This is a genomic window from Paenibacillus sp. MT124, from assembly GCF_058792755.1.
This window is the reverse complement of sequence record NZ_CM179500.1, coordinates 924711-937086: the sequence shown is the minus strand read 5'-3', so window position 1 is coordinate 937086 and position 12376 is coordinate 924711. Positions and strand designations below refer to the sequence as shown.

The window sequence follows — 12376 nt, the reverse complement described above, 5'->3', positions numbered from 1 at the left end:
CGATATACCCCCGAGTATATCACAGGAAAATCATGGGATGTATTAGACTCCACTCCTCAGAGCGTCCCCTCATGTGAAAAAACACGCCACATTGTGGCGTGCTGTTCCTTACTGTTATCACTCCGTCCCAGAAACAAAACTCATCTTAGTGATGTCCCAGTTGGTCCTTGGTAAATTCATAAAAGGCTAAGGCATCTTCACTGCTGGCAAATCCCGCCTGAGCCATTCTGTCACTGCCCCCACCCTTGCCCTGGTAGGCTCCGAGATTGCCCTTGAAGAATGGACCACAAGACCACTCAGGCGGCTGCCCGTTCTGAGCCAAAACAACCTTAGCCTCCGAGATGCTGGCAAAGAGCACGATGCCCTCATGATCTTCCGTCAGCTTGGTCGCCAGGCTCTGCATGTCCTTGAGGGATTTATCCTCGAATACCTGGGCAATAACCAAACCTTCCCGTGCTGATAGGAGCTCCTGCGCATAATACGTATCATTGGTCGATTTGACTGTACTCAGCTCGGACAGAAGCTGTTTTTGGTCTGTTTCCATTTTATCGATACGGTCAAGCAGTTCTTCCCTGCTGGTTTTTAATTTCACCGAAATTCCGTTTAACACCTGCTGTGCTGCTGTGAATTCGTTTAATGCTCTGAATCCACATTTGAAATAGATACGCGTCCCACCTTTAACCTTCTCCGTTTTCAGCAGCTTAAGGATGCCAATCTCGCCTGTTGCCGCCACATGTGTGCCGCCACAAGCGTTGTATTCCACACCCTCCATCTCGACAATACGAATGTCCTCTGTCACAGAAGGCTGCTTCACGAGCGGCAGACGCGCTGCTTCTTCTGCAGTGACCCAGGAGCTGCTAATGCGGGCATTACGGTAAATCTGGCGGTTCACTTCTTGCTCAATGGCTGTCAATTGATCCGCTCCCAATTCTGCAGCGGCTACATCAATTGTTGCATATTCGGTCCCCAGATGAAAACTGAGCGTCATCGCATCAGCCAGCTTCAGCGTGATGGCTGACAACAGATGCTGTCCTGTGTGATGCTGCATGTGATCGAATCTGCGCTCCCAGTCAATCTCGCAGTGAACCTCCTTCTGCTCAGGCGCCTGGTCGACCTTATGCCATACCTCGCCATCTTCGATGTTTACATCAAGAACGGCGACACCTCCAATTCGGCCGAGGTCACAGGGTTGTCCACCCCCATGAGGATAAAATGCTGTCTCCGCGAGCGTGATATATGTACCTTCTTCCTTGTCCACTCTGCCGGTAATTTGTGTATGCCAATCCCGCGTGTACGCGGAGTCGTAATATAACTTCTGTGTCATTAACTGATCCTGATCCCTTCTCGTCAATTTAGGTGCTGTTCCATGCACATTCCTTACGTATCTGTTCTACAGATTACACTATTTGGGATTAGGACACCAAATTTCTGCTCTGCTGCTATAGCTTCTTAAACCAAAAAGACCACTCTGTAACCAAGCTACAAAGTGGTCTTTCTTACTTGCATCCATATTGGGACGAAACGTTGGTTATGGATATCTATTTCATTGACTCGGACAGCTCTGTGAAAATAACTCCCAGTGCGTATGCACCGGCATCCGGATACCCCAGACTGCGATCTCCGACCGTACCTGCGCGGCCCATGCGTGCCACGATGTCTTCGGTTTTCTTCGCACCCTCGACTGCCGCTTGTGCACCTTTAGCAAATGCGGTTTTGAAGTCATCACCGGCATTTGCACTTTGTGTCCAGGAATCGGCACAAGGCACGAGTGCATCAATCAGCGTCTTGTCGCCTACGACTGCGCCGCGTCCAAAGGACCGTTCACCCGTGGATTGAATGCCTTGCACTGCTGCTTGCATCATTTCGGCAAACTCAGATACAGTCAGCTGCTGTTTATCTCCTACTGCCTTGCCAGCTGCGCGGAATGCCGAACCCCAGATTGGACCGGATGCCCCGCCGCAATATTCCATAATGACAAGAGAACACGCATCGAGGAACGAACCGATATTCTTCTTCTCTTCGTTGATAATATGATTCCATTCGCGTTTCAGCTGACGGAATCCCTTCGCCACGCTCATACCGAAGTCGCCGTCCCCTGCATGGGAGTCCAGTTCACAGAACGGTACCTCGTTCTTGATGATGATCTCACCCATCTTATCGATCAGGTACACGATATTGTCCAGAGAGAATTGATTGTTGTTAATGACTGCAGCCGATGCAGGTGTCTCCACTTCGTAGGAAACCGGAGCATCTTCACCTACTACTGCTTCAAGTGCTTCGGAGTAAGCTACTTGTGCAGCCGGAGGTCCGGAAACCTTGAATGCAGGTGTGTCGCTTTCCTTGAATAACAACGACTTGAGCTCATCATCCAGCTTCAGGATTGTCAGCGATGCGCCGGCCATATCGATGCTGGTCATGTAATTGCCAACAAAGGTGGTGGCTACATGAAGACCCGAATGGCTTGCCAGCTCGCGCTGAACGGAGTTGTTAAGCAAGTATAGTTCCTGCAGCGGTGTTGCACCAAATCCGTTCACGAGCACGGCAATCTCCGCGGATGTGTCGCCATCCAGCTTCATGTCTGCCAGCAGGGCTTCAACCATCCGGCCTGCCAGCTCATCAGCAGAAACAATCTTCTCACGACGAATACCAGGTTCACCATGGATACCAACGCCGAACTCCATTTCATCGTCCGCAATTTCAAACGTTGGTGTCCCTTTGGCAGGCACGGTACAGGACGTGAATCCAAAACCAATGCTGCGTACATTCTGGGCTGCCTTCTCGGCAACCGACTTCACTTCTGCCAGATTACGTCCTTCTTCAGCCGCAGCTCCGGCAATTTTATGCACCAAAACCGTTCCGGCTACGCCGCGGCGTCCTACGGTGTAGAGACTATCTTGTACAGCAATATCGTCCTCAACACGTACATACTGTACATCGATACCGTCTTCCTCCGCCAGATGTGCAGCATTCTTGAAATTCATCATGTCACCGCTGTAGTTCTTGATAATCAAGAGTGTTCCCTTGCTGCTGGCCGTTGCCTTAATTGCCTGGTACACCTGAATCTGGGAGGGAGATGCGAATACATCTCCACATACCGCAGCATCCAGCATGCCTTTCCCCACATAGCCAGCGTGAGCCGGCTCATGGCCACTGCCGCCGCCGCTGATGAGACTGACTTTGTCCGCATTAATCTCTCTGCGTTTAATGACCTTATACTTTTTCAAAAATTCAAGCTCCGGGTGCGCCAGCGCAATCCCGTTGCACATTTCCATCACGACATTTTCAGCCTGATTGATAATTTTCTTCATTACTTTGCCTCCCGGCGAGCTTTGTATTCCCGACCCATACGGTCAGCCGCTGCAATGGCAGCAGCCACTTCAGGAACAGTGATCGGGAACGGCATCGCGTGAATGGATTCTTCCGGAATACATGCGATCTCCGCCACTTTCAGCAGCTCTTCTTGAGTAATGGTATCTACACCGATATCCGCCAAGCTTACAGGCAGCCCTACCTCAAGGCAGAAGTCCATGACTTCATGCAGCTCTTCGGTTGGAGCATTTTCAAGGACGAGCTGTGCAATCGTACCGAAGGATACTTTTTCACCATGGAAGAAGTGATGTGTTCCCTCCAGAACCGTCAATCCGTTGTGGATGGCATGTGCTGCGGCCAGACCGCCACTTTCAAATCCAAGACCTGACAACAGAATGTTGGTCTCAACGATATTTTCCAGTGCTTGCGTTACAACGTTGCTATCGCTGGCTACTTTTGCTTTTGCTCCGTCCGTCAGCAGCATTTCATAACACAATTTTGCCAGCGCCAGTGCTGCATTCGTACCTACAGCAGACGGAGTATACCCTTCGCGGGATCCCATTGGCAGACTTGCGTTTACACGGGAATACGATTTCGCTGTTGCTCTTGCTTCGAAGTACGTAGAAAGTGCGTCTCCCATACCGGATACAAGGAAGCGTGTTGGTGCGTTAGCGATTACGGTTGTATCCACCAGCACTACACTTGGGCTTTGTTTGAAATATGCATAGTCATCAAAAGATCCTTCCGGTGTATACAATACTGCCGAGTGACTTGTTGGCGCATCGGTAGCAGCAATCGTTGGGCAAATGATCAACGCTTCGCCTTCCGCTACGCATTTGGCTGCATCAATGGCTTTACCGCCTCCAAGACCGATGGTGCAGGTGCATCCTTTTTCCTTCGCAATTTCCTGCAGACGAGCCACTTCCTGACGGGAGCACTCCCCTCTAAAACCGCTTTCAACAAAAGTAATATTGAACTTTTCTGCTGTTGCATCAAGCTTCGCCTTTACACGCTGTACATCATCCGGATGTGCGATCAACAACGCGGAATCTCCGAAGGATTTTACAAAGTAACCAAGGTTCAACAGTTCATCTTCGCCTTGCACATATTTGGTTGGGCTGATAAATGCTTTTCTCATAATGGTATGCCTCCTAAAGTTAGTTAATAGGGTGGTCGTGTTCATGCATCAAATTTGAATGGTTCACTATTAACCTAAATATATCTCATGAATACGAGAGACACATTGGACTTTAATAACAAATTATTATAACTTCCAATCGTAATTTTTTGCTTTTTTCTGAATTCATGGTATGTTATTGTCATCGGATGGTCGAATGTTGACATCATCTTACATTACCCGTTTGCATCCTATTCTAATATGTACAACTTGCTAACTTTTTAGCGCTATTTAGCGCTTAAATGTCATTAATCAGGTTAGCTATGGAGGTTCACACAATGATTAAAGAATACTTGCACATCAATAAAATTCTCGACCTAAATAAATGGAAGCGCCTACAGGATTCACTGGCGAATGTAACCAAGCTGGCCATCCTGACCGTCGACTACAAAGGCATTCCGGTGACCAGTCACAGCAGCTGCCAAGCGTTCTGCCAAAATGTACGCAAAGATCCCGAGCTTCTTCCCTACTGCCAAAAGTGCGATTCGCGTGGCGGGCTGGAAGCGGTTCGGTTGAATGAACCTTATGTATACTTGTGTCATTTCAATATTATCGATATCGCCATTCCCATCACCATCGATGGAAAATACATTGGTGCCGTGCTCGCAGGGCAAGTTAAACTTGCAGATCCCAATAAAGGAACTGATCTGGAACAGATCGTCTCTTCCAAAAACGTGCCCATGCATGAAGCGAAGCTGCAGGAACTGCAGGACGATTATGATCAACTGCCTGTCATGACCTATGAAGAGATTGTGAAAATTTCCAACATGCTGTCCCTGCTGTGCAACTATATTGTAGAGGAAGCTCTCAATAAAAATTTGCTGGTGGAGATGTTCGAGAAGGCTTCCGGCTCTCAGGAATCCGTTAATCTGTCCACGATTTTGCCCGGGTACTCCATTCGCAATATTGAATCCATCAAAAAGGAAATGACCAATGCGATTGCGGATGCCTATCTCAAAAACAGTCCAAGCGATAATGCATGTACCAGCCCTGCGTTACAGCCTGCTTTTGAATATATTCACAGTCACAAGAGTGAACAGGTGACATTGAAACATATGGCAGATCTATGCCACCTTAGTCCAAGCTACTTCAGCAGACTGTTTGCCAAGGAGACAGGGGAGAATTTCACAACCTATCTGGCCAAGCTCAAAATCAAATGGGCCAAGCAATTGCTGGAGGTTACTGACATGCCGATCTCACAGATCAGTGATGAGCTGGGGTTTAACGAATCCGGGTACTTTATCAAAATTTTCAAAAAATTCGAAGAGATTACACCAGCCCTATATCGCAAATACATTCAAGAGCAATCTGTCACCTAGTTTAACTACTTCATCTGTTCCTGAACCCAGATCGCAGACTCAGCTAACATCTCCATCAATCCGTTAAAGTGGGGGCCACCTCTTGAAATGGATGGTCCCCTGCATAGTTGTAGATAAGCGTCAGAACTTTACCTGAATTCTGTTCCAGAACAGCACTGCTTCCTTCTCCAAAACCGCTAATCGGGAACGGGTTCAGGTCTTCATCCCGGTGGAGTTTCCTGAAATGGGATTTTTTTAGCCTTCGTTATTCCTAGTTACCATCATCTCCAGCAAGCCTCGTAATGCAGCAGATAGATGTTCACTCCGGGCATGTACAAGTCCCACTTCCAACCTGCAGTATGGCTCTGGCAAAGATATCACTGAAACCTCTCCTCTTAATTCGGCTTGAACAACCGAAGATCGCGGGAGTAAAGAAACCCCTATTCCGGCAGATACACCACTTAGGATCGTGTTCAGCGTTCCAAATTCCATTACATTGAGCGTATTTACATCACGGCTATGCAGAAAAGCTTCAGCTTGAATTCTGTGCGTACACCCGATCTCAAAGAACAACATCGGTTTACCTAATACTTCGGCCATCTGATGCAAGCCGGGTGCCGCAATCAGAACCAGTTCTTCATCAAACAACTTGATATAGTTCAGTTCAGGGTGATCGACTGGCCCATAGACTAAGGCACCTTGCAGATCATGCTGCATGACCTTCTGATTCAGCTCATGGGTCCCTCCTGTGACAAGTGAAGCCTGTACCTCTGGATAACAGGATTGGTATTTAGCTAAGAATGGAGCAAAGAAGCTGGAGGCCGCTGTCTCAATGGAACCCAAACAAAGCTTCCCTGCGGGTTTACTCCCTGTTTGAGTCGACAATTCTGCTTCATGCAGCAAATCCAGTATTTTATCCGCATACCCGAGCAAATGCTCTCCAGCAGGTGTAAGTACCATTCCCCGGTTCGTTCGATGAAAAAGTGGAACTTGAAGCTGACTTTCCAGCTGCCTGATCCGCGTTGTAACATTGGACTGCACATAATTCAGTGCCAATGCTGCTTTACTAATACTTCCTTCTCGAGCAACAGTCCGAAATATTTTCAGATCTCCTGCATCCACGATAATCACCTGCTTGCTAGCTATTGTTTTTATTGATACCCACATTCAATTCTGTTCATTTTACGTGAAACCACCCCAACTGTACAATGAGGTTCAATCATGACCTTTAATTACATCAACGGGAGGAATAACATTATGAAAGCTATTATACATTCAGGCCGAAGTGGCCTCAGGGGACTCCAATATACATCATTCACAAGCCGAGCACCGGGGTTCGGCGAAGTCAAAATTCAGTTGAAATCCGCCGGTCTTAACCATCGCGATCTCTTCATTATGGCAGGTCGCACAACCCATGACGCTCCGCTCATTCCAGGCTCCGATGGGGCTGGTATAATTGTAGAAACTGGGGAAGGAGTCGTACACCCTTCTGTAGGTGAAGAAGTCATTATTCATCCAACTCTTAGTTGGAAGTGTGCAGCAGATGTGCCAATTGTACCTGAGATCGTAGGCGGACCAACCGATGGAACACTTGCACAGTATATTACCATCCCTGTCGAAAATGCATTACCGAAACCATCTCATCTAACATGGGAGGAAGCAGGGGTGTTATCCCTATCGGCCTTGACGGCCTACCGTGCATTATTCACCCGTGGTGGTCTTCAGCATGGAGAACATGTTCTGATTCCCGGCATTGGGGGTGGTGTAGCCACCTATGCTCTTCTCATGGCGGTATCAGCCGGAGCCAAGGTGACCGTAACCTCAAGGAGCGAAATGAAGCGAAATGAAGCCATTCGTTTGGGAGCTGTACAAGCATTTGGCAGTTATGAGGATTGGAGTAAGCATAACAAACTTGACCACGTGGATCTGATTTTGGATAGCGTCGGACAAGCCCTTTTCCCCCAATATTTTAATATTATCCGACCCGATGGCCGAATCGTAATGTATGGCGCAAGCTCCGGAGATAATCTGACTGTTCCGATCCGATCCATCTTCTTCCCTCAAGTTAGCCTGATCGGCACTTCCATGGGAAGCCGTGAAGAGTTTGTCCAGATGCTGCATTGGGTGGAACATCATGATATACATCCTGTAGTCGATAGAGTGTATGCGCTACAGGACACAGCTAAGGCGTTCGAACGGATGGAAAAGGGGGAGCAGTTTGGCAATCTTGCTATACGGATTGAGTAATAACTTATACTATGAATTATTCAGGAGGTTTTGATATGTCCGACCATGCACAATTAGTAGAACAGGTTCGCAAGCTGATGAATGCCGAAGGAACCGAAGCGGAACTGGATAATATGCTGAATGAGCTGCAGAAACAGCTGCCCTATGCGGAGATCAGTAATCTGATTTTCTGGGATGATCGAGACCTGACCCCCGAGCAGATTGTGGAAGAAGCACTGGCTGCCCGTCCTATTCAGCTTCCGCCCCAATCCTAGCTTCTCATTCAGGAGGTGAATGATTTACTATGTCTGATATGAATCACAGTAAGTTTGAACGGCTAGATTTTGACGCAGTCAATGGAGAAGAAAAGCTGCAGGCTCTTCGTAATCTGACAGAGCTAACGGATAGCCATCTTACGCAGCGAGTTCTCGCTATCGGCATGAATTCTCAAGAAGAAGATCTGGTACGTATCGAAGCCTGGCGTGCCCTTGGTTTGGCAGGCTCCTCTGAACTTCTAAAAGAAATCCTGCATGCTGCCGCGAAGCTTGTTCGTGACCCGGACGAAGATGAGGATGTACAAAACTACGCTTTGCAGACTCTGGCCCTACTGCCCATCACCGAAGCCGAGATTCAATTGGCTCTTGAGGTTTTGCAGGGGAATGCCTACATCCTGGTCAAGGGAGCTGCCTTTGCCGTTCTTGCTGCACATCAACACGTTTCCGGTGCCAAGTCGGCGCTAGAGTCACTTCAATCCGATCCCGATTTCGGCACTTCTGCGAAGCGGGTACTACAATCGAACCAAGGAAGTGATAACCTATGAACAAACAAGACCCTTCTTCCCGTGAACATGAAGCTTATGAAAATATGGATCAGTCCAATGCAGCATCGGGAGAACATGCCGTGAAGCCTGTCTACCTGACCCAGGGTGAGATCAATGCTTTGCAGAAGGCCATCATGTTCCTGAAATTTGAATGCGAGGAAACCGACTCTCTGCTCTACGCGGGCAGTCCTCTGCTGAACAGTGTGCTGGAAAAGGTACGGGATGCGCATGACTATGCCGAATACACCAAAGACTTTCACTTCCGTCCCAATGAATATGCCGAACGTTTTATGAGAGCCAAATTGGAGCGTTTTTACGCAGAAGAGTTGGCCCCGCGTGAACGAACAGCAGAACAACTGGCTGAAATTCTAGGCGCCTGCATGTACCCTTTTCCAGTGAAATAGCATTCATTATGTCTGAATATCTGCATGATTAGATCGTGATTGTTTAACTGAACTGCTGCTGTGGTAGTTTAAACTCATACCACACATCTTCCAAATTTTCGTTATAATGTAAGCATTACACCGAGAAACGGGAGGGCAATTATGGAAACCGAAGGTTTACGCAACGTTGAACAGCTAGCCTTGAAGAAGCACAAGATTTACAAACAAAGTTTGATCAGGTACCTCTCACGTTCCATGTTAGCCAGCATGTTTATCGGCTTTGGTGTGATCGTGGCGTTTAAGACAGGTAACTTCTTCTATATGGAGCAGTCCCCATTTACATACCCCATGGCAGCACTCACGTTTGGAGCGGCTATTATTCTGATTGCGTACGGCGGGGGTGACCTGTTTACCGGAAATACGTTTTATTACACGTACGCTGCACTCAGGAAGAAGCTGCGCTGGCTCGAAGTTGTGAAGCTGTGGATTGCCAGTTACAGCGGGAACCTGATGGGCGCAGCTGTCTTTGCTCTATTAATCTATCTGACGGGATTATTCGATTCATCTCAGGTCAATGGATTTCTGCTAAGTGTGGTGGAACACAAGATGGAGGCACCGGCGATGCAGCTCTTTTTCCGGGGAATTCTGTGTAACTGGCTTGTGTGCCTGGCATTCTTCGTGCCGATGTTTATGAAGGAGAACGGCGCCAAGATGTTCGCCATGATGCTGTTTGTCTTCTGTTTTTTCATCTCGGGATATGAACACAGCGTAGCCAATATGTGCACGTTCGCCATCGCGCTGGTACTGAATCATCCGGGAACGATCTCGTTTGGCGGGGTCATCCATAACCTCGTTCCGGTAACCCTCGGCAATCTGGTGGGGGGCGTGCTGCTGATGGGTTTCATGTATTATGCAGTAAATAAACCATTTCTCGATGATGAGACTCACTAACGTATGAAAAATCCCCCGCGACCATCCATCTCAAGATGTTGGTTACGGGGGACTTCTATTTTAATTCCAGATGTAATAGGGGAAAAGGATTACCCGAGCCATCCAGCTCCGACCTGCCTGTCTGCACAAACCCCATCCGGGTATAAAACCGTGCAGCTCCCTCGTTTTGTTCATTCACATCCACTTTGAGATCGTTACCCTTAAGGTCAATGGCATGCGTAACAAGCATCCGTCCAACACCTTGCCCATGCTGATCCACATCCACGAATAACATCTCAATGTGCTTGCCATCCAGCCCCATAAAACCAACGGGTTCTCCCGCCGAGTCCACTGCTTCCCATACTTCCATGCCTGACAGAGCTTCACTCACCACACTTTTATAGAAGACAATATCCTCTTCGGCCAGAAATGTATGAGTAGCCCGTACAGCTCGTTCCCAGATGGCAACCAGCTTGGCATGATCCAGTGCCCGGTATGGTGTAACCATCATTTTCAATTCCTCCCCTCCAATGTAGTGTTTATTATAGTGCATAACTCCAAGGAGTGGGTAAAATCAAATGCTGCTTTTCAGACGTAGAAGTTGATGTAATGATCGGTCTTATCTACCTTTTATCCCGACTCCGCTATCCGAGGTGTCCTCCGGCTTCCAGCGAAACGTGACAGCGGATTGAGGTGGCAGTGTATATTGAAACGACTCTTCCTTCACGACGACACGGAAAACAGTACCTACGTTACCTGTGTTAGCTGCAACCAGCACCATGGTTCCATCCGGGTTGCGAAATGCCACATTCTTCAATTCGTCCCGTTCCTCTGTAGACTTTACTCTTACAGCTCCTGCACGAACATAACGGCTAAGATGTGCAAGTGCATAATATTCAACATTGCGTGTCACTTCACCCGTTTCCGGATCAATGGTCACTACCCCCCGGCAATTCGCACAGCCGCCATTGGTTGGTCCGCCTTGCGGATCCAGTGCAATATTCCAGAGCAGTACGCTTTGAGCCCAGTTTCGCGGAGCACCGATCATTAGATTGGACATCTGCCAGCCTAGATTTTCGCCAAAATCAGGACTCCAATCCCCCCCGCTGCACTCGGTAAAATAGATATGTTTATCCGGGAAGCGATCATGCACTTCCGTCATGGAGGACGGATCCCCTTCATAACAATGGAATGCCGAACCATCAATATATGATGCAGCCGCTTCGTCCCCAAGCACACTACCCGTGTATTCTACCGCCTGATCCCAGTTGTGGTCATACGTGATGATTCGTGTGTCTAGTCCTGCACCCTGCATTGCAGGCCCAAGGTAATCCCGAATAAACATGGCCTGTTCTTCGGCTCCCATACTCATACTCGGATAATTAGGGGTAGTGAACCCCGGTTCATTTTGCAAGGTCATTCCATAGATCGGTATCCCCTGTGCCTGATAAGCCTGGATATATTTTACGAAATAACGTGCATAGGCTTCATAAACTTGAGGATTATTGTAATCCAGATACCAGCCATTCATTGTTTTTTCACCGTATTTCATCCAGGCCGGGGCGGTCCAGGGTGTGCCCAACACCTTGATGTCTGGTTTCAGCAAGGCTACTTGTCTCAGTATATCTACCACATCTTGGTCTTTGTCGATCGAGAAGTGATCCATATTATAATCCGTGCCTGACTCGATATCATTGTACGTATAACTTGATGGTACGCCAGATGCATCCACCGAGTAATCAGAAGCACCAATCGTGTGACGCACCATATCCAGATTTAACCCTTCGCTTGTAAACAGTTCCTTAAGTAATCGTTCCCGCTGTTCCTGCGGAAGCTGATCGAGTAAATAGGCGGCCGAGCCTGTCATGGCAGCACCAAATCCATCCATCGTTTGATACGTTTGGAGTGGATCAATGGTGATGGTGTAATCTGCTTCTTCCGTTGTTGTTTCTGTCCATTGAATCGGCTGCTGCGGTTCCAGTAGATGCTGCTGATCTCCGGTTGTCAGCCATGCTTCAACTGTTTCCGGGCTCTTCCCTATAGGTGGTGGCGGGATGGCATCTTCTTCGCTGTGGTCTGCCATCCACCATGCACTGAAACCAGCCACAATACATACGGCGAGCAGCAGGAGCATCCATCCTGTTTTCTTCTCTCTCCATCGCGCGTTCATCTCGTCCCCCTCTCCAAGTGTGGAAAAAGCCGCGGCCATTCGGCCACGACTCATAACTTCTTC

The 12376-nt window shown here is 48.2% G+C and carries 12 protein-coding genes; 6 read left to right on the top strand and 6 right to left on the bottom strand.

Features of this window, described 5'->3' with window-relative positions:
- Positions 1-145: 145 nt before the first annotated feature.
- The 3 genes from AC3RCI_RS04355 to AC3RCI_RS04345 form a co-directional block, all read right to left on the bottom strand.
- Positions 146-1324: an alanyl-tRNA editing protein gene (locus AC3RCI_RS04355; RefSeq protein WP_492527622.1), complete on the bottom strand. Its 1179-nt coding sequence runs from the start codon at positions 1322-1324 to the stop codon at positions 146-148.
- Between the two features lie 214 nt (positions 1325-1538).
- Positions 1539-3308: a dihydroxyacetone kinase subunit DhaK gene (gene dhaK / locus AC3RCI_RS04350; protein ID WP_492527621.1), complete on the bottom strand. Its 1770-nt coding sequence runs from the start codon at positions 3306-3308 to the stop codon at positions 1539-1541.
- A complete protein-coding gene (locus AC3RCI_RS04345; RefSeq protein ID WP_095361055.1) occupies positions 3308-4447 on the bottom strand; it encodes a glycerol dehydrogenase in 1140 nt (379 codons plus the stop codon). The genes dhaK and AC3RCI_RS04345 overlap by 1 nt, the downstream gene beginning before the upstream one ends.
- Before the next feature lie 317 nt (positions 4448-4764).
- On the opposite strand from AC3RCI_RS04345, the gene AC3RCI_RS04340 reads away from it, so the two are divergent.
- Entirely contained in the window at positions 4765-5805 is a 1041-nt protein-coding gene (locus AC3RCI_RS04340) for a PocR ligand-binding domain-containing protein (protein WP_154892905.1), read from the top strand.
- Between the two features lie 234 nt (positions 5806-6039).
- On the opposite strand, the gene AC3RCI_RS04335 is transcribed toward AC3RCI_RS04340, so the two are convergent.
- The gene (locus tag AC3RCI_RS04335) at positions 6040-6906 is read right to left on the bottom strand and encodes a LysR family transcriptional regulator (protein ID WP_492527620.1); all 867 of its coding nucleotides are present in this window, start codon (positions 6904-6906) and stop codon (positions 6040-6042) included.
- 135 nt (positions 6907-7041) lie between these two features.
- Here AC3RCI_RS04335 and AC3RCI_RS04330 point away from each other — a divergent pair, with 135 nt between their 5' ends.
- The 5 genes from AC3RCI_RS04330 (at position 7042) to AC3RCI_RS04310 (ending at position 10164) form a co-directional block, all read left to right on the top strand.
- Positions 7042-8031 (top strand): zinc-binding dehydrogenase, encoded by a 990-nt coding sequence (locus AC3RCI_RS04330; protein ID WP_492527619.1) that lies wholly within the window; start codon positions 7042-7044, stop codon positions 8029-8031.
- A gap of 35 nt (positions 8032-8066) precedes the next feature.
- Complete coding sequence (locus AC3RCI_RS04325) at positions 8067-8285, top strand: bacteriocin immunity protein (RefSeq protein ID WP_492474156.1); 219 nt, start codon at positions 8067-8069, stop codon at positions 8283-8285.
- A gap of 29 nt (positions 8286-8314) precedes the next feature.
- On the top strand, positions 8315-8830 hold the full coding sequence (locus tag AC3RCI_RS04320) for a HEAT repeat domain-containing protein (RefSeq protein WP_492527618.1): 516 nt from the start codon (positions 8315-8317) through the stop codon (positions 8828-8830).
- Positions 8827-9234, top strand: coding sequence for a hypothetical protein (locus tag AC3RCI_RS04315; RefSeq protein ID WP_492527617.1), 408 nt, complete (start codon positions 8827-8829; stop codon positions 9232-9234). The genes AC3RCI_RS04320 and AC3RCI_RS04315 overlap by 4 nt, the downstream gene beginning before the upstream one ends.
- A gap of 141 nt (positions 9235-9375) precedes the next feature.
- Entirely contained in the window at positions 9376-10164 is a 789-nt protein-coding gene (locus AC3RCI_RS04310; protein WP_095288637.1) for a formate/nitrite transporter family protein, read from the top strand.
- 55 nt (positions 10165-10219) lie between these two features.
- Here AC3RCI_RS04310 and AC3RCI_RS04305 read toward each other — a convergent pair whose 3' ends face one another.
- Positions 10220-10654 (bottom strand): acetyltransferase, encoded by a 435-nt coding sequence (locus tag AC3RCI_RS04305; RefSeq protein ID WP_492527616.1) that lies wholly within the window; start codon positions 10652-10654, stop codon positions 10220-10222.
- A 108-nt stretch (positions 10655-10762) separates the two neighbouring features.
- The gene (locus AC3RCI_RS04300; protein WP_492527615.1) at positions 10763-12367 is read right to left on the bottom strand and encodes a glycoside hydrolase family 30 protein; all 1605 of its coding nucleotides are present in this window, start codon (positions 12365-12367) and stop codon (positions 10763-10765) included.
- Between the last annotated feature and the right edge of the window lie 9 nt (positions 12368-12376).

Coding starts and splice junctions, on each gene's coding strand:
- AC3RCI_RS04355 (WP_492527622.1), bottom strand. CDS start 1,324: ATGACACAGAAGTTATATTACGACTCCGCGTACACGCGGGATTGGCAT.
- dhaK (WP_492527621.1), bottom strand. CDS start 3,308: ATGAAGAAAATTATCAATCAGGCTGAAAATGTCGTGATGGAAATGTGC.
- AC3RCI_RS04345 (WP_095361055.1), bottom strand. CDS start 4,447: ATGAGAAAAGCATTTATCAGCCCAACCAAATATGTGCAAGGCGAAGAT.
- AC3RCI_RS04340 (WP_154892905.1), top strand. CDS start 4,765: ATGATTAAAGAATACTTGCACATCAATAAAATTCTCGACCTAAATAAA.
- AC3RCI_RS04330 (WP_492527619.1), top strand. CDS start 7,042: ATGAAAGCTATTATACATTCAGGCCGAAGTGGCCTCAGGGGACTCCAA.
- AC3RCI_RS04325 (WP_492474156.1), top strand. CDS start 8,067: ATGTCCGACCATGCACAATTAGTAGAACAGGTTCGCAAGCTGATGAAT.
- AC3RCI_RS04320 (WP_492527618.1), top strand. CDS start 8,315: ATGTCTGATATGAATCACAGTAAGTTTGAACGGCTAGATTTTGACGCA.
- AC3RCI_RS04315 (WP_492527617.1), top strand. CDS start 8,827: ATGAACAAACAAGACCCTTCTTCCCGTGAACATGAAGCTTATGAAAAT.
- AC3RCI_RS04310 (WP_095288637.1), top strand. CDS start 9,376: ATGGAAACCGAAGGTTTACGCAACGTTGAACAGCTAGCCTTGAAGAAG.
- AC3RCI_RS04305 (WP_492527616.1), bottom strand. CDS start 10,654: ATGATGGTTACACCATACCGGGCACTGGATCATGCCAAGCTGGTTGCC.
- AC3RCI_RS04300 (WP_492527615.1), bottom strand. CDS start 12,367: ATGAGTCGTGGCCGAATGGCCGCGGCTTTTTCCACACTTGGAGAGGGG.